The sequence below is a fragment of the Mameliella sp. LZ-28 genome, from assembly GCF_012274245.1.
GTDB classification, from domain to species: Bacteria; Pseudomonadota; Alphaproteobacteria; order Rhodobacterales; family Rhodobacteraceae; genus Antarctobacter; species Antarctobacter albus.
Window position 1 is genome coordinate 413,447 of sequence record NZ_JAANYX010000011.1, and the last position, 15,100, is coordinate 428,546.

The window sequence follows — 15,100 nt, forward strand, 5'->3', positions numbered from 1 at the left end:
CGTGTCCTGAGCAGACAGATATGTCTGTCGCGTCAGCGCTTCGAGAACTGGAACGAACGACGCGCCTTGCGCTTACCGAACTTCTTACGCTCGACGACACGGCTGTCGCGGGTCAGGAAGCCGGCCGCCTTGAGCGGGCCGCGCAGCGAGGGGTCGTAAAGCTGCAGCGCCTTCGAGACACCGTGCTTGACCGCGCCGGCCTGGCCGGTCAGGCCGCCGCCCTTGACGGTGGCATAGACGTCGAATTCGCCTTCGACACCGGCCACCTGGAACGGCTGGCGCAGGATCAGCTGCAGCACCGGACGGGCAAAGTACTTGTCCATTTCCTTGCCGTTGACGGTGACCTTGCCGGAGCCCGGCTTGATCCAGACGCGGGCAACCGCGTCCTTCCGCTTGCCGGTGGCATAGGAGCGGCCCAGTTCATCACGGACCGGCTCACGCGGGGCTTCCTCGGCGACGACGACGTCCTCGACGCCGGCTGCTGCGCCCAGCTCTTCCAGAGAGTTGATCTGATCAGCCATTATTTCGTCACCCGGGTGTTCTTGGAGTTCTTCGATTTCACGTCCAGAACCTCGGGGTTCTGGGCTTCGTGCGGATGCTCGGCGCCGGCGTAGATGCGCAGGTTGGTCAGCACCTTGCGCGACAGGCGGTTGCCCGGCAGCATGCGCTTGACGGCCTGGAAGACGACGCGCTCGGGGTGGGCGCCTTCAAGGATCTGCGCCTTGGTGCGCGACTTGATCCCGCCGGGGTGCCCGGTGTGCCAGTAGAAGTTCTCTTCGCGCTTCTTGCCGGTCAGCTGCACCTTGTCCGCGTTCACGATGATGACATTGTCACCACAGTCCATGTGCGGGGTGAAAGAAGGCTTGTGCTTGCCGCGCAGCCGCATGGCGACGATCGAGGCGAGACGGCCCAGAACGAGGCCTTCGGCGTCGATCACGATCCATTTCTTGTCGATGTCTGCCGGAGTTGCAGAGTAGGTTTTCATATGTATCGGTCCGTTTCGAGTGAGAAAGCCGAGGCAAAGCCCCGGCCCTGAATTCGATTGCGCCGTTATACGCAGGCGATTTTCCCAGTCAAGCGCACCGATGCAAAAATAAACAAGTAAAATCAATCCATTACAATTACGGTATCAAAATACCCCAAATTTCGACGCTACTCCAGCCCTGCACAAGGTCAGGGAAAACCGCCTTGCGATGCACCGGACCGCCATGCAGTCTGCGCCCGAACAACGACATGACCCCCGATGCAACCACTCTCCTTCCTCGGTCCACTCCTCTCCGGCCTCGCCCTGCTTGCGGTCTCGACCGCCGTCGGCGCCGGGGCCATGCGCAAGCTGGTCCACGTCTACGAGGCCAAGCACGAGCTGAAACAGGGATCGGCCGGCTTCCTGCGCACCATCGCGGGATGGTCCTGGATCGCGATCTGGGCAATGGCCACCTGGTTTTTCGCCACGATCATCGGTGACTGGGGCGCCTCGGGCGATCTCGACGGGGCCATCGCGCGGTCCTGGCTGCGTCTTGAAATCCTGCTGCATATCGCCAGCGCACTCTCGGACGCCGATTCATGAACATGATCGACACCGACCAGTCAGAACTGCGCTGCCCGAACTGCGGCGGCCAGTGTCTCTACGATCCCGCCGCGCAGGCGCTGGCCTGCACCAGTTGCGGCGACACCCGGACGCTGGAAACGCCCTGGGACGGGGCCGCCAGCGCCGAGACGGACTATCACGCGGACACGCCCGAAACCCTGCCGCCGGACCTGCCCGACAGCCGTGCGCATCGCTGCGAAACCTGCGGCGGCGAGGTGGTGTTCACCGGGGCCGCCCTGTCGGACCGCTGCCCCTATTGCGACGGCGCCGTGGTGCTGTCCTCGGCCGACACGGGCTATCGCACCACCGCGCTGATCCCCTTTCGGGTTCCGGAAAAGGATGCGCAGAAACATGCGCTGGACTGGGTGCGCGGGCGGCTCGCGGCCCCAAAAGGCCTGGCCGCAACCGTGGAAAAGGGCCGTGTCGCAGGGCTTTACGCCCGGTTCTGGACCTTCGACAGCACCGAGGCGGTCGACTACTGGGCCAGCTACACCACCGGCAGCGGCAAGAACCGCCGCACCCGGCGCACCAGCGGCAGCATGACGGTGGATTTCGACGATCTCCTGATGCCCGCCAGCCCGCATGTGACGCCGCTGATCCGTGACGGCATCCTGCATCATTTCGACCCGCGCCGCCTGCGCCCCTACCGCGCCGGATACCTCGCCGGGTTCGCCGCAGAACGCCACCACCAGAGCGTGGCCGAGGGTCTGTCCGCCAACGAGGCGGACAAGCGGCTGCTGATCCGCAACCGGATCAAGGGCCATATCAACAAGAGCCGGGTGTCCAATATCGGCTTCAACGCCGACACCTCGGGCATCCGCTATCGCCGCATCCTGCTGCCGGTCTGGATCCTGCACTACCGCTGGAACGACACGCCGATGAAGGTGGTCGTCTCCGGTCTCGACGGGCGCACCTTCGGCGAACGCCCCTTCTGCCGCTGGAAACTGACGGGATACGCCGCCCTGGCCAGCCTGACGGTGATCGCCTTCGGCCTGCTCTGGGGGATCGGCGCCGCGCCCTGACCGCTTTGCCCGGACCGCATGGCGGTTTTTCTCGCGCTTGCAGCAATTTTCTCTTGAACGACTCGGGGCAGGCTCTTAGGTGGGCCTCACTTTCGGACCCGATCCCAACCCGGACGCCCAGCCCTCGTGCTGGGCTCATGTGTCTTCGGGGGGCGCTAAGGGACCGACTGGAACGCACTGCTGGCTTGAAGGAGGCATGTCATGAAGGACATCAACCTCTTCCAACTGGGGTACGGTCTGGAGACAGGCGCCCAAGAGGAAGACACCACCCGGGGTCTGGCCCCCGCTAATCAATCCGTGTTGCCGCGCGACGTCTTTGACGAAACCCGCGACGATCACTTCATCCGCCGCGACGGCAGCGTCTTCGCGGGCACCCATCTCATCATCGAGGTGGTCGACGGCGAGGGCCTGGACGACGAGGCGCGCATCCAGCAGGCCTTTCGCGACTGCGTCGAGACCTGCGGCGCGACACTGCTGCACATCCACACGCACAAGTTTTCGCCCCAGGGCGTGAGCGGCGTGGCGGTGCTGGCCGAAAGCCATATCTCGGTCCACACCTGGCCGGAAATCGGCTACGGCGCCTTCGACGTCTTCATGTGCGGCGATGCCGAACCGTGGAAGGCCGTCGACGTTCTGGGCCGCGCCTTCTCGACCGCCGACGTGCGCGTCAAGGAGCTCAAGCGCGGCGAAGGCGTGGTGGCCGAGGCCGGTATCGCGGCCTGACGCGACCTGACCGCATGGCAAAGGGCGGCCCCGGCCGCCCTTTTTTCATGTCCCCCGTTGAGATGACACGCGGCGCGGCTATCCTGCCGCCCGCATGCCGCAAGGAGACCGACCCGATGACCGACAAGACCTGGATGCGCGAAGCGCTGCACGGCCACTACGCCCAGAGCTTTACCGTCGACGAGCTGCTGTACGACAGCGAAACCGACCACCAGCGCCTGCGCGTCTTTCAGAACGGCACCTTTGGCCGGATGCTGACGCTGGACGACGTGGTGCAGACGACCGAGGGCGACAATTTCATCTACCACGAGATGCTGACCCACGTCCCGATCCTGGCCCATGGCGCGGCGAAACGGGTCTGCATCGTCGGCGGCGGCGATGGCGGCATGGCGCGCGAGGTGCTGAAACACGCCGGCGTCGAACAGGTCACGATGGTCGAGATCGACGCAGGTGTGGTCGAATTCTCCAAGCAATACCTGCCGATGCTGTCCCAGGGCGCCTTCGAGGATGAAAGGCTGGACCTGGTGATCGCGGACGGGGCCGAGTTCATGAAGGTCACCCAGGGCGGCTATGACGTGATCATCGTCGACAGCACCGACCCCATCGGTCCCGGAGAAGTCCTTTTCACCGATACCTTCTACGGCCATGCGAAACGCGCACTGGCCCCGGGCGGAGTTCTTGTCACGCAGAATGGCGTACCCTTTCTGCAGGGCGAGGAACTCACCAACACCATGCGCGCCTTCCAGGCACTCTTTGCGGATGCCACCTGTTACATGGCGACGGTGCCCACCTACGCGGGCGGACCGATGGCCTTTGGCTGGGGCACCGATGGCGCGGCGCGCAGCGTGACGGTCAAGGACCTGACAGAGCGTTTCGCCAGCGCCGGCATCGCCTGCGACTACTACACGCCCGAAGTGCACAAGGCCGCCTTTGCCCTGCCCGGCTATGTGCTGAAGCTGATGCCCTGAGGGGAAACGATTTTTGAGAAAAATCGTTGGGGGGCGCTGCCCCCCGCGCCCTGCGGGCGACTCCCCCCGAGGTATTTGGAAAACCAAAGAAGCCGAAAGCGCCCCGTCACCGCGCTGGTGGAATCGAATAGGTCAGCGAGGCATGGGCCAGCGGCTTGGCCTCGCCCTCGCTGTAAAGCAGCACATCCGTCACCGACAGCGTGCGGCCCAGCTTCAGCACCCGCGCCTCTGCCAGAAGGTCGACCCCGGCGGCGGGTTTGCGCATGAAATCGATCGAGCAATGCGTGGTGACCGTCAGCGCCTGTTTGCCGATTCGCGCCAGCGTCGCCACATAGGCCGCCACATCCGCCAGGCTGAACATCGCCGGGCCCGACACCGTGCCGCCGGGCCGCAGGTGCCGCTCATCGTTGTAAAGCCGCATGACCAGCAGATCCTCGTCCAGCCTGTCGATCCCGAACATGCCATCCACCTGGGGAAAAACCTCTTCCAGGTACTCACTCACCTCTGCGGCATTCAGTTTCAGCGTCACCGTCTTTCCTCCCGATCTGGCGGCAGCTAATCTGGCCCAAACGAGGAGGACAAGATGCAAATCCTGGAACGTCGCGACACGGATGGCATCGCCCATCTGCACATGAACGCGCCCGAGCGGCTGAACGCGCTCTCGGACGAGATGCTGGCCGCGCTGCAGGACCAGATCGACGCCCTGGCCGAAGACCGCGAAACGCGCGTGGTCGTGATCTCAGGCGCGGGCAAGGCATTCTGCGCCGGGCATGACCTGAAGCAGATGCAGGCCGGCCGCCAGGCCGAGGACGGCGGCCGCGCCTATTTCGCCGATCTGTTCACCCGCTGCGCCAGCGTGATGAGCGGGCTGACCCGCCTGCCCCAGCCGGTGATTGCCCAGGCACATGGCATCGCCACCGCCGCCGGTTGCCAGCTGGTCGCCTCCTGCGACATGGCCGTTGCGGCCGAGGGCACGCGCTTTGGCGTGAACGGGGTGAACATCGGTCTTTTCTGTTCGACGCCGATGGTGGCGCTGACGCGCAACATCCACCGCAAGAAGGCCTTCGAGATGCTGACCACCGGTCGCTTCCTCTCGGCCGAAGAGGCCGAGGCCGCGGGCCTGGTCAACAAGGTCGTGCCCCATGACCAGCTCGAGGACGCGACGCGCGCCCTGGCCGAAACCGTGGCCGCCAAGCTGACGGCGGCAGTGAAGATCGGCAAGGGCACCTTCTACGAACAGATCACGATGGACCTGGACGCGGCCTATGCCCACGCCGGGCAGGTCATGGTCGAGAACATGCTGTGGCGCGATACCAACGAGGGGATCTCTGCCTTTTTGGAGAAACGCCCGCCCGACTGGCAAAAGGGTTAAGGCTTTCTGAGCGGTTTGTACAAAACGTCGGAAATGGCGTACGTTTCGTACAAAACGTACAAACCTCGGAGGGGTCTTGGCAGCGGCGCTGTCCTGGCCTAGATGCGCGCCATGACACAGGAATTGCATATCGTCGGCGGCGGAATGGCCGGATCCGAGGCGGCCTGGCAGGCCGCCAACATGGGCGTGAAAGTGGTGCTTCACGAAATGCGCCCCAAGGTGAAGACCTTCGCGCATCAGACTGGAAATCTTGGAGAAATGGTTTGCTCCAACTCTTTCCGGTCGGATGATCACGAACAGAATGCCGTGGGGTTGCTGCATTGGGAAATGCTGCAGGCCGGCGGGCTGATCATGGCCACCGCCTATGACCGGCGTCTGCCCGCGGGCGGAGCCCTGGCCGTGGACCGCGAAGGCTTTGCACAAAGCGTCACCGACGCATTGCAGGCCCACCCCAACATCCTGATTTCATACGAGGAAATCGACACACTCCCGGACGATGGACAGTGGATTTTTGCCACCGGCCCGCTGACCTCCCCCGCCCTGGGCGAGGCGATCCAGCGTGAGACCGGCTCTGACCGGCTGGCTTTTTTTGACGCGATCGCGCCGATTGTCTACGCGGAAAGCATAGATATGTCAGTGGCTTGGCGGCAATCTCGCTATGACAAGGGCGAGACAGAGGAAGAGCGCAAGGCCTATCTCAACTGCCCGATGACCAAGGAGCAGTACGAGGCTTTCATCAACGCCCTGCTGGCAGCGGACAAGACCGAATTTCACGAAGGTGAAACAGCAGGTTACTTCGACGGCTGCCTGCCGATCGAGGTCATGGCCGAGCGCGGACGCGAGACCCTGCGCCACGGCCCGATGAAACCCATCGGCCTGACCAATGCGCACAAGCCCGAGGAAAAAGCCTATGCCGTGGTGCAGTTGCGCCGCGACAACGCCCTGGGCACGCTCTACAATATCGTCGGCTTCCAGACCAAGATGAAGTACGGCGCGCAAGCCTCTGTTTTCAAGATGATTCCCGGGCTGGAGAATGCCAGTTTCGCGCGCCTTGGCGGCATCCATCGCAACACCTTCCTGAACAGCCCGACGCTTCTGGACGATCAAATGCGCCTGCGGTCCAAGCCGAATATTCGCTTCGCAGGTCAAGTCACAGGGGTCGAGGGCTACGTCGAGTCCGCGGCAATGGGGTTGATCTCCGGACGCATGGCCGCCTCGGAAATCCTTGGAAAGACAATGCCTTCCGTTCCGCAGGACAGCGCCCACGGCGCCCTGATCCACCACATCACCGGCGGCGCCGAAGCCAAGACCTTCCAGCCGATGAACGTCAACTTCGGCCTGTTCCGCCCGCTCGAAGGGCTGCGCGGTGGCCGCAAGGGACGCCGGGAACGCTACAAGGGCTACACCGACCGCGCCAAGGAGGTCTGGAGGACCTGGCTCGCCGAACAGGGGGTTGACGGCCAAGCCGCAGAGTAGAACCCTGCGAATATGAGCGATCCCTATTTCGACAAGGTCTACAAGGCCCGCACAGACGAAGAGACCCGCGATCTTTATGACGCCTGGGCAAAGACTTATGACGCAGCGGTCGAAGGCGAGGGCTATGCCACGCCACGCCGCTGCGCCGAAGCCTTGCATGCTTTCATGCCGGACACGACCGCGCCGATCCTCGATTTCGGCTGCGGCACGGGTTTGTCGGGGCTGGCTCTGCGCCTGGCTGGCTTCACGACCATCGACGGTGTCGATCTGTCGCCCGGCATGTTGGAGCTGGCGCGAGAGCGCCAGACATACCGTAACCTGTCCCGGATCGGCACGGATGACCCGTTGCCCGAGGGCTATGCCGCCATCGCGGCCATCGGTGTGATCGGCGCAGGGGCAGCCCCTTTGAATGCACTGGAACGGATCTTTGACGCGCTGGACGCAGGCGCGATTTGCGTCTTTTCCTTCAACGATCACACGCTGGAGGATCCGGAATTCGAAGCGCTAGTGGATCGCCGCATCGCAGACGGCAGCCTGACACGACTCTTCCAGGAACACGGTCCCCACCTTCCCGGAAAGGAAATCGGATCAACCGTTTATGTCGTTGAAAAAAAGTGACATTCACAACGCGCTTTGCGCCTTCTCCAACCGGACCTCTGCATCTGGGACATGCCTATTCGGCGCTGCTGGCGCATGACCTGGCGCGCGCTGCCTCAGGCCGTTTCCTGCTGCGGATCGAGGACATCGACCATACCCGGTCACGCCCCGAATGGGACCGTCAGATCCTCGAGGACCTGACGTGGCTCGGCGTCACCTGGGACGCCCCGCCAATGCGGCAGTCCGACCGCACGCAGGCCTACAGCGCGGCGCTTCAGGATCTGTGGTCACGTGGGCTGCTCTATGGGTGCAGTTGCACGCGCCGCGACATTGCCGCCGCTGTTTCCGCCCCGCAGGAGGGCGTGGAGGTGCCTCATGGTCCGGATGGGGTGATCTATCCGGGCACCTGCCGGCATCGCCATCCACGCGACACGGCCAAGCCACCCAAAGGAATGGCGCTGCGACTGGACATGGCCGCCGCGCTGTCGGCCTTGCCAGAACCGCTGGCCGGTTTCGCTGAATCCGGTCCGGACGGTCGCACAGCTGGCCGCAGGATCACCGTCTCTGGCGCCGACCTTACGATAGGGGTTGGCGATATCGTTCTGTCCCGGAAAGATTTTCTTGGATCATACCATCTTTCGGTCGTACTGGATGACGCCGCACAGGCCATCACCCACGTGATCCGCGGAGAAGATCTTTTCGATGCCACGCAGATCCACGTCCTTTTGCAGGCGCTCTTGGGACTGCAAACGCCTGTCTACCTGCATCACCGCCTGATCCGCGATGAAAACGGCCGACGCCTGGCCAAACGTGACGACGCCCGCGCAATAGCCACTTATCGCGCCGAAGGCCGCAGCCCACAGGACATCCGCGAGATGGTGGGCCTGACGACCTGAGCCGCTACTCCGTCATCGGCTTCATGAGTTCGACCTCGTCGCCATCGCGCAACGCTGTGTAGAAACAGCTGCGGCGGTTGGTGTGGCACGCCGGGCCGGTCTGGCGCACCAGCGCCAGCAGGCAATCCCGGTCACAATCCACCCGCAAGTCCACCAGTTCCTGAACGTGTCCGGAACTCTCTCCCTTGATCCAGAAGGACTGCCGCGACCGCGACCAATAGGTCACGCGGCCCGATTCCAGCGTCCTGGCCACGGCCTCGGGATTCATCCAGGCCATCATCAGCACCTCGCCCCCCTCGGCGTCCTGCGCGATGCAGGGGATCAGGCCGCGATCATCATACTTTAGTGTGGAGGTGTCGAAACCCATTGGAAAAACCTTTTGCATCGGGGACGGTGCCGCCTATGTATGGGAGACCTGCAGCAGGAGAAAGCCATGAGCGGCGAAACCGACCTGATCAACCTCTATTCCGGTCGCATCCTCGAACTGGCGGCGGATATTCCGCATAATGCCCGGCTCGAGGATCCGCAGGTCAGTGTCAAGAAACGCTCGCCTCTGTGCGGGTCGACCGTGACGGTGGACCTCACCATGAAGGACGGCAAGGTTGCCGACTTTGGCCAGGACGTGAAGGCCTGCGCCCTGGGCCAGGCAGCGGCGTCCGTCGTGGGCGGCGCCATCATCGGACGCACCCCCGAGGAAATTCAGGCCGCCCGCGATGCTCTGCGCGCCATGTTGAAAGAGGACGGCCCCACCCCGCCCGCCCCCTTCGACGGGCTTGAGGTCCTGCGCCCTGCCGCGGCCTACAAGAACCGCCATGCCTCGATCATGCTGGCGCTGGACGCGGCAAGTCAGGCGGTCGAGGAAGCGCGCGACTCGCAGTCCGCCTGAGCGGCTCACTCCCTTATCCCTGAACGAAAAAAGCCGCCGCACTCCGGGACAAGGAGGCGGCGGCAAGGAGCGTGTTGATCCATAGGAACCCGTGGTCGTGACCGGTTACAGGCAGGCGAACCGATCTGGGGACAGGCGGCACATCGGGACAGGAGATGTGCAAAAGACCAAGGCTACAGACACGCAGGCAGAAACTCAGAAAACGGACGGCAGGTGCAGCGCACCGATGAAGATCACCGCCAGCGCAACGGCGCCGAGGGCATCCTGCCAGAGCGTATCGTGCTGGCGGGTCAGGACGGTCTTGACGGTGTCGATCATGGCTCGGCTCCAATGTTCCGTTTGTTGACCCTTTGTTCTCACATTATTAACACCCTGTAAAGAACTTAATGAGAACATTTGAGAACAAATTGTGAGCAGCATGGGGAACACGACCTCCCCGGGCGTTTAACGTCAGCCGACACCGATCAGGCGGATGGCCTCGTCCTGCCGCATCAGCCAGAGAAGCAGGCGCGCCGCCTGCCCGCGCGGGCCGGTCAGGTCCGGGTCTTCCGCCAATAGCCTGCGGGCATCAGACTGGGCCACGGACATCAGCGCCGCCTGGCGTTCCAGGTCCGCCACCCGGAACCGTGGCAAGCCGGATTGCGCCACGCCGATCACATCACCGGCGCCGCGCATCTCAAGGTCGACCTCCGCGATGCGAAACCCGTCTTCGGTTTCGCGCAGGGTCGTCAGGCGTTTCATGCCGGTCTCGGACAGCGGGGGCTGGTACATCAGCAGGCAGGTCGAGGCCGCCTCACCCCGTCCGACACGACCGCGCAGCTGGTGCAACTGCGCCAGCCCGAAACTTTCGGCCCGTTCGATCACCATGATCGAGGCATTGGGCACGTTCACCCCCACCTCGATCACCGTGGTCGCCACCAGGACGGCGGTCTCTCCGGCCACGAAACGCGCCATCGCCGCGTCCTTTTCCGCAGGCGGCAACTGGCCGTGCACAAGGCCCACACCCCCTTCACCAAGCGCCGCCCGCAGGTGCTGAAACCGCGCCTCGGCGGCCACGAGGTCCGAGCTTTCGCTTTCCTCGACCAGCGGGCAGACCCAATAGGCCTGCCGCCCCTCGGCGATGGCGCGGCGCAGGTGGTCGACAACCTCGTCCATGCGTTCGTTGGAAATCAGCGCCGTCTTGACCGGTTTTCGGCCCGGCGGTTTCTCGTCGAGAACCGATACATCCATGTCGCCGTACTGCGCCAGCGCAAGGCTGCGCGGGATCGGCGTGGCGGTCATGACCAGCACATCGGCGCCCACGCCTTTCTTGCCCAGTTCCATCCGCTGCCGCACGCCGAACCGATGCTGTTCATCGATGATGGCCAGCCGCAGGTCGTGAAACGCGACATCGGCCTGGAACACCGCATGGGTGCCAACAAGGATCTGGATGTCTCCCCGCGCCAGAGCGGCCAGCTTCGCCTTGCGTTCCGCGCCCTTGTCGCGGCCCGTCAGCAGCTCCAGCACCACGCCCGCGCTTTCGGCCAGCGGCTGCAACCCCTCAAGGTGCTGCCGGGCGAGGATTTCGGTCGGGGCCATCATGACGCCCTGCCCGCCGGCTTCGACCGCGGTCAGCAGCGCCATGAAGGCGACCAGCGTCTTGCCCGAGCCCACATCCCCCTGCAACAGGCGGTTCATGCGCTGGGGCTTGGACATGTCCTCGGCGATTTCGCGGATCGCAAGCGACTGCGCCCCGGTCGGGCTATAGGGCAGCGCGACCAGGACCCGGTCGCGCAGATGCCCATCCCCCTCGCTGACGATCCCCGGAGCGCGCCGCCGTTTCGCCCGCGCCAAGGCCAGAGTTAGCTGGTGCGCCATCAACTCGTCATAGGCCAGGCGGGCGCGTGCCGGCGCGGTCGGGGCAAGGTCCTTCTGCCCCTCGGGCGCATGGGCCGCCCGCAGCGCCGCATCCCAATCGGGCCAGCCCTCGGAGGATTTCTGTACGGTGTCGATCCACTCTGGCAGGTCCGGCAGGCGGGTGAGCGCATCGGTCATCGCCCGGGTCATCAGCTTTTGCGTGATGTTCCCCGTCAATGGGTAGACCGGCTCGAACCCCGGCAGTTGATCCGCCTCCTCGGGGCGCAGCATGTGTTCCGGATGGACCATTTGCGGCACGCCGTCGAACAGTTCGACCCGGCCCGAAAGGATGCGCCGCTGCCCGGTGGGCAACATGCGTTTGATATACTCGCCGCCGCCGTGGAAAAAGACCACCTGAAAGCGCGTGCGGGCATCGTCAGCCTCGACCCGGTAGGCGCCACCGCGCCGGGCTGCGGGACGGTGATTTCCGATCATGGCCTCGACGGTCGCGACGCCGGGCAGTTCGGCGGCGATCACGCTGTCCCTCAGGTGCCGGTCGATTCCGGAATAGGGCAAGGTGAACAGCAGGTCGCGCGGGGTTTCGATCCCCGCCGCTTCGAGGGCCTGCGCTGATTTCGGCCCGATCCCGTCCAACCCGGTGAGATCGGCGAAAAGGGGCCAGAGCGGCTCGGGCCGTCCACTCATGCGCCGATCAGCTCCAGCCAGCTGTCCTCGTCCAGAACCGTCAGGCCCAGCTCTCGCGCCTTTTTCTCCTTGCTGCCGGCGCCCGGACCCGCGACCACGATATCCGTCTTTTTCGAGACCGAGCCCGAGACCTTGGCCCCCAGCGCCTCTGCCCTCGCCTTGGCCTCGGCCCTCGTCATCCGTTCGAGCGAACCGGTAAAGACCACGGTTTTCCCCGCGACGGCAGAGCCCTCGGTATCGGGCCGTTCGGCTTCCTGGATGTCCAGATGGGCGGTCAGCCGGTCGATCGAGGCACGCTCGGCCTCCTGCGCAAAGCTGGTCACGAGCGCGACGGCGACCGTGGCGCCGATGCCGTCGATGCCGGTGATCTCGTCCCAGGCGGCGCGCGCCTCGGCGGGCACATCGGCCCAGGCGGCGTCCCGGCTTTCCTTGATCCGCGCGCGGCGCCCCTCTGTTGCAGCTGCACGGCGTTCGGCCTCTTCGGCGGCGTCGGCTTCGCGGTGCGCCTTGGCCGCAGGACCAGCCGCATCAATGGCCGCCACCAGGACCTGCCAGGTGCCGAAATGCCGGGCCAGGTCGCTGGCCGCCACCTCTCCAACGTGGCGAATGCCCAGGCCAAACAGCAGGCGCGCCAGCGGGATCGTTCGGCGCTCCTCGATGGCGGCAAAGAGATTGGTGGCGGATTTCTCACCCCAGCCTTCGCGATTCTTGAGCTGCTGCATCCCGCTGCCATAGCGGGCCTCAAGCGTGAAGATATCCGCCGGTTCGGCGATCCAGCCGTCGGCGTGGAATTGTTCGACCTGTTTCGCCCCCAGCCCCTCGATGTCGAAGGCCGCGCGAGACACGAAATGTTTCATCTTTTCGACGGCCTGCGCCGGGCAGACCAGGCCGCCGGTGCAACGGCGCACGGCATCGCCTTCTTCCCGGATCGCGTCAGATCCACACTGCGGACAGGTGGTCGGGAACTGGTAGGGTTCGGCGCCTTCGGGCCGTTTGGACAGATCCACATCCGCCACCTTGGGGATCACGTCGCCGGCGCGATAGACCTGAACCCAGTCCCCTATGCGGATGTCCTTGCCATCGCGGATCAAATTGCCACTGCTGTCCCGCCCGGCGATGTAGTCCTCGTTGTGCAGGGTGGCATTCGATACGACGACACCTCCGACCGTCACCGGCGTCAACCGCGCCACCGGGCTGAGCGCGCCTGTGCGACCGACCTGGATGTCGATCGCTTCCAGCCGTGTCCAGGCCAGTTCGGCGGGGAATTTATGCGCGATGGCCCAGCGGGGCGTTGTCGACCGGAACCCAAGCCGTGCCTGCAGGTCGAGGTCGTTGACCTTGTAGACAACACCGTCGATGTCGTAACCCAGCGTGGCGCGCTGTGCCTCGATCCACGCGTAGTGTTTCAGCATGTCTTCCGGCCCCTCGCAAAGGCGGGTCAACGGGTTGGTCTGAAACCCGAGCTGCGTAAAGCGCTCGATGGCTGCCATCTGCGTTTCCGCCAGGGGCTCGGAGAGCTCTCCCCAGGAGTAGGCGAAGAACCGCAGCGGCCGGCTGCGGGTGATTTCAGAATCCAGTTGCCGCAGAGATCCGGCGGCGGCGTTGCGCGGGTTGGCAAAGGTCTTGCCGCCCCGTTCCGCCTGCCGGATGTTCAGCGCCTCGAAATCGGCATGGCTCATGTAGACTTCGCCGCGCACTTCCAAGACCTCAGGCGCGCCGGTCAAGGTTTCGGGAATGTCACCGATGGTGCGGGCATTGGCGGTGACGTTTTCCCCCTCGTTCCCGTCGCCGCGGGTGGCGGCCTGAACGAGCTTCCCCCCCTCATAGCGCAGCGACAGCGACAGGCCGTCGATCTTGGGCTCGGCGGTGTAGTGCAGCGGCGCCTCCGCGCCCAGGCCCAGGTAACGCCGGATCGATGCGTCGAAATCCGTGATGTCCGTATCCTCGAAGGCATTGGACAGAGACATCATGCGGATCGCGTGCCGAACTTTCGAGAACCCGTCGGCCGGGGCCGCGCCAACCTGTTCGCTAGGGCTGTCGGGGCGTTTCAGGTCCGGAAACCGCGCCTCGATCTCGGCGTTCCGCCGTTTCAGCGCGTCATACTCGGCGTCGGAAATCTCCGGCGCGTCCTCGGCGTGGTAGGCCCGGTTCGCCTCACCCAGAATATGCGAAAGAGACGCGAGCTCCTCTCGCGCCTCTGTCTCGGTCAGATCCTTGACCGTCTTTTCACTGAAGGCTGTCCTGGCCATCTCTGCCCCCCGCGTCTCACCTGCCCGAAGTGATAGGCGGGGTCAGGGGCAAGGTCCAGCCGTCACCCGTTCGCGGCGATCGCCTTGGGTTCATCCTGGCTGGGTTCGGGATCGCGCAGGACGTAACCACGGCCCCAGACGGTCTCGATGTAGTTGTCGTCGCCGGTGGCCTCGGACAGCTTCTTGCGCAACTTGCAGATGAACACGTCGATGATTTTCAGTTCCGGTTCATCCATGCCCCCGTAGAGATGGTTGAGGAACATTTCCTTGGTCAGGGTCGTCCCCTTGCGCAGGGAAAGCAGTTCCAGCATCTGGTATTCTTTGCCGGTCAGATGCACGGGCTTGCCCGCGACCTCGACCGTCTTGGCGTCCAGGTTGACCGAGATCTTGCCGGTGCGGATGATCGACTGCGAATGCCCCTTGGAGCGACGGATGATCGCGTGGATACGCGCCACCAGTTCGTCCCGGTGAAAGGGTTTTGTCATATAGTCGTCAGCGCCGAACCCGAACCCCTTGATCTTGGACTGGGTATCGTCCTCGCCGGTCAGGATCAGGATCGGCGTGTCGATCCGGGCTACGCGCAACTGGCGCAGGACCTCATGCCCGTTCATGTCCGGCAGGTTGAGGTCCAGCAGGATCAGGTCGTAATCGTAGAGCTTTGCCAGGTCGATCCCCTCTTCGCCCATGTCGGTCGAATAGACGTTGAGATTGGCATGGCTCAGCATCAGTTCGATACTTTTCGAGGTGGTGGGATCGTCTTCAACCAGCAAGATACGCATTTG

The 15,100-nt window shown here is 64.3% G+C and carries 17 protein-coding genes; 9 read left to right on the forward strand and 8 right to left on the reverse strand.

Annotated features, from left to right (window positions below; all coding sequences use genetic code 11):
* Positions 1–32: 32 nt before the first annotated feature.
* Positions 33–521, reverse strand: coding sequence for a 30S ribosomal protein S9 (gene rpsI / locus G9Q80_RS08635; RefSeq protein ID WP_043139093.1), 489 nt, complete (start codon positions 519–521; stop codon positions 33–35).
* Positions 521–985, reverse strand: coding sequence for a 50S ribosomal protein L13 (gene rplM, locus G9Q80_RS08640; RefSeq protein WP_043139095.1), 465 nt, complete (start codon positions 983–985; stop codon positions 521–523). The genes rpsI and rplM overlap by 1 nt, the downstream gene beginning before the upstream one ends.
* A 258-nt stretch (positions 986–1,243) precedes the next feature.
* On the opposite strand from rplM, the gene G9Q80_RS08645 reads away from it, so the two are divergent.
* The 4 genes from G9Q80_RS08645 (at position 1,244) to speE (ending at position 4,301) form a co-directional block, all read left to right on the forward strand.
* Positions 1,244–1,567, forward strand: coding sequence for a hypothetical protein (locus G9Q80_RS08645; RefSeq protein WP_043139097.1), 324 nt, complete (start codon positions 1,244–1,246; stop codon positions 1,565–1,567).
* A complete protein-coding gene (locus G9Q80_RS08650) occupies positions 1,564–2,610 on the forward strand; it encodes a TFIIB-type zinc ribbon-containing protein (RefSeq protein WP_133066389.1) in 1,047 nt (348 codons plus the stop codon). The genes G9Q80_RS08645 and G9Q80_RS08650 overlap by 4 nt, the downstream gene beginning before the upstream one ends.
* A gap of 201 nt (positions 2,611–2,811) precedes the next feature.
* Positions 2,812–3,333: an adenosylmethionine decarboxylase gene (gene speD, locus G9Q80_RS08655; RefSeq protein WP_088714862.1), complete on the forward strand. Its 522-nt coding sequence runs from the start codon at positions 2,812–2,814 to the stop codon at positions 3,331–3,333.
* A gap of 116 nt (positions 3,334–3,449) precedes the next feature.
* Positions 3,450–4,301 carry a polyamine aminopropyltransferase gene (gene speE, locus G9Q80_RS08660; protein WP_074620515.1) on the forward strand — a complete coding sequence of 284 codons (852 nt, stop codon included), beginning with the start codon at positions 3,450–3,452 and terminating at the stop codon, positions 4,299–4,301.
* A gap of 106 nt (positions 4,302–4,407) precedes the next feature.
* Here speE and G9Q80_RS08665 read toward each other — a convergent pair whose 3' ends face one another.
* On the reverse strand, positions 4,408–4,761 hold the full coding sequence (locus G9Q80_RS08665; protein ID WP_246870502.1) for a PaaI family thioesterase: 354 nt from the start codon (positions 4,759–4,761) through the stop codon (positions 4,408–4,410).
* Between the two features lie 123 nt (positions 4,762–4,884).
* Here G9Q80_RS08665 and G9Q80_RS08670 point away from each other — a divergent pair, with 123 nt between their 5' ends.
* The 4 genes from G9Q80_RS08670 to gluQRS all read left to right on the forward strand — a co-directional run bounded on the left by G9Q80_RS08670 (position 4,885) and on the right by gluQRS (position 8,642).
* Positions 4,885–5,673, forward strand: a complete 789-nt coding sequence (locus G9Q80_RS08670) for an enoyl-CoA hydratase (protein WP_069208373.1) — start codon at positions 4,885–4,887, stop codon at positions 5,671–5,673.
* A gap of 111 nt (positions 5,674–5,784) precedes the next feature.
* Positions 5,785–7,149 carry a methylenetetrahydrofolate--tRNA-(uracil(54)-C(5))-methyltransferase (FADH(2)-oxidizing) TrmFO gene (gene trmFO / locus G9Q80_RS08675; RefSeq protein WP_088715087.1) on the forward strand — a complete coding sequence of 455 codons (1,365 nt, stop codon included), beginning with the start codon at positions 5,785–5,787 and terminating at the stop codon, positions 7,147–7,149.
* A gap of 12 nt (positions 7,150–7,161) precedes the next feature.
* On the forward strand, positions 7,162–7,767 hold the full coding sequence (locus tag G9Q80_RS08680; protein ID WP_088714864.1) for a class I SAM-dependent DNA methyltransferase: 606 nt from the start codon (positions 7,162–7,164) through the stop codon (positions 7,765–7,767).
* Complete coding sequence (gluQRS, locus tag G9Q80_RS08685) at positions 7,764–8,642, forward strand: tRNA glutamyl-Q(34) synthetase GluQRS (protein WP_088714865.1); 879 nt, start codon at positions 7,764–7,766, stop codon at positions 8,640–8,642. The genes G9Q80_RS08680 and gluQRS overlap by 4 nt, the downstream gene beginning before the upstream one ends.
* 4 nt (positions 8,643–8,646) lie before the next feature.
* Here gluQRS and hisI read toward each other — a convergent pair whose 3' ends face one another.
* Positions 8,647–9,027, reverse strand: coding sequence for a phosphoribosyl-AMP cyclohydrolase (hisI, locus tag G9Q80_RS08690; protein ID WP_088714866.1), 381 nt, complete (start codon positions 9,025–9,027; stop codon positions 8,647–8,649).
* Positions 9,028–9,075: 48 nt separating this feature from the next.
* On the opposite strand from hisI, the gene G9Q80_RS08695 reads away from it, so the two are divergent.
* Entirely contained in the window at positions 9,076–9,528 is a 453-nt protein-coding gene (locus G9Q80_RS08695) for an iron-sulfur cluster assembly scaffold protein (RefSeq protein ID WP_088714867.1), read from the forward strand.
* 195 nt (positions 9,529–9,723) lie between these two features.
* Here G9Q80_RS08695 and G9Q80_RS28410 read toward each other — a convergent pair whose 3' ends face one another.
* The 4 genes from G9Q80_RS28410 to ctrA all read right to left on the reverse strand — a co-directional run bounded on the left by G9Q80_RS28410 (position 9,724) and on the right by ctrA (position 15,097).
* On the reverse strand, positions 9,724–9,846 hold the full coding sequence (locus G9Q80_RS28410) for a hypothetical protein (RefSeq protein WP_261394632.1): 123 nt from the start codon (positions 9,844–9,846) through the stop codon (positions 9,724–9,726).
* Between the two features lie 132 nt (positions 9,847–9,978).
* Complete coding sequence (gene recG / locus G9Q80_RS08700) at positions 9,979–12,069, reverse strand: ATP-dependent DNA helicase RecG (RefSeq protein WP_088714868.1); 2,091 nt, start codon at positions 12,067–12,069, stop codon at positions 9,979–9,981.
* Positions 12,066–14,318: an NAD-dependent DNA ligase LigA gene (gene ligA, locus G9Q80_RS08705; RefSeq protein ID WP_088714869.1), complete on the reverse strand. Its 2,253-nt coding sequence runs from the start codon at positions 14,316–14,318 to the stop codon at positions 12,066–12,068. Before ligA ends, recG begins: the two co-directional genes overlap by 4 nt.
* Before the next feature lie 62 nt (positions 14,319–14,380).
* Complete coding sequence (gene ctrA, locus G9Q80_RS08710) at positions 14,381–15,097, reverse strand: response regulator transcription factor CtrA (protein WP_043139223.1); 717 nt, start codon at positions 15,095–15,097, stop codon at positions 14,381–14,383.
* Positions 15,098–15,100 lie beyond the last annotated feature (3 nt).

What these genes read in the sequence shown, in the direction of transcription:
- rplM (WP_043139095.1), bottom strand. Translation starts at nt 985, where the DNA reads ATGAAAACCTACTCTGCAACTCCGGCAGACATCGACAAGAAATGGATC.
- G9Q80_RS08680 (WP_088714864.1), top strand. Translation starts at nt 7,162, where the DNA reads ATGAGCGATCCCTATTTCGACAAGGTCTACAAGGCCCGCACAGACGAA.
- G9Q80_RS08650 (WP_133066389.1), top strand. Translation starts at nt 1,564, where the DNA reads ATGAACATGATCGACACCGACCAGTCAGAACTGCGCTGCCCGAACTGC.
- rpsI (WP_043139093.1), bottom strand. Translation starts at nt 521, where the DNA reads ATGGCTGATCAGATCAACTCTCTGGAAGAGCTGGGCGCAGCAGCCGGC.
- G9Q80_RS08670 (WP_069208373.1), top strand. Translation starts at nt 4,885, where the DNA reads ATGCAAATCCTGGAACGTCGCGACACGGATGGCATCGCCCATCTGCAC.
- hisI (WP_088714866.1), bottom strand. Translation starts at nt 9,027, where the DNA reads ATGCAAAAGGTTTTTCCAATGGGTTTCGACACCTCCACACTAAAGTAT.
- trmFO (WP_088715087.1), top strand. Translation starts at nt 5,785, where the DNA reads ATGACACAGGAATTGCATATCGTCGGCGGCGGAATGGCCGGATCCGAG.
- G9Q80_RS28410 (WP_261394632.1), bottom strand. Translation starts at nt 9,846, where the DNA reads ATGATCGACACCGTCAAGACCGTCCTGACCCGCCAGCACGATACGCTC.
- G9Q80_RS08695 (WP_088714867.1), top strand. Translation starts at nt 9,076, where the DNA reads ATGAGCGGCGAAACCGACCTGATCAACCTCTATTCCGGTCGCATCCTC.
- G9Q80_RS08645 (WP_043139097.1), top strand. Translation starts at nt 1,244, where the DNA reads ATGCAACCACTCTCCTTCCTCGGTCCACTCCTCTCCGGCCTCGCCCTG.
- ctrA (WP_043139223.1), bottom strand. Translation starts at nt 15,097, where the DNA reads ATGCGTATCTTGCTGGTTGAAGACGATCCCACCACCTCGAAAAGTATC.
- speE (WP_074620515.1), top strand. Translation starts at nt 3,450, where the DNA reads ATGACCGACAAGACCTGGATGCGCGAAGCGCTGCACGGCCACTACGCC.
- recG (WP_088714868.1), bottom strand. Translation starts at nt 12,069, where the DNA reads ATGAGTGGACGGCCCGAGCCGCTCTGGCCCCTTTTCGCCGATCTCACC.
- G9Q80_RS08665 (WP_246870502.1), bottom strand. Translation starts at nt 4,761, where the DNA reads ATGTTCGGGATCGACAGGCTGGACGAGGATCTGCTGGTCATGCGGCTT.
- speD (WP_088714862.1), top strand. Translation starts at nt 2,812, where the DNA reads ATGAAGGACATCAACCTCTTCCAACTGGGGTACGGTCTGGAGACAGGC.
- ligA (WP_088714869.1), bottom strand. Translation starts at nt 14,318, where the DNA reads ATGGCCAGGACAGCCTTCAGTGAAAAGACGGTCAAGGATCTGACCGAG.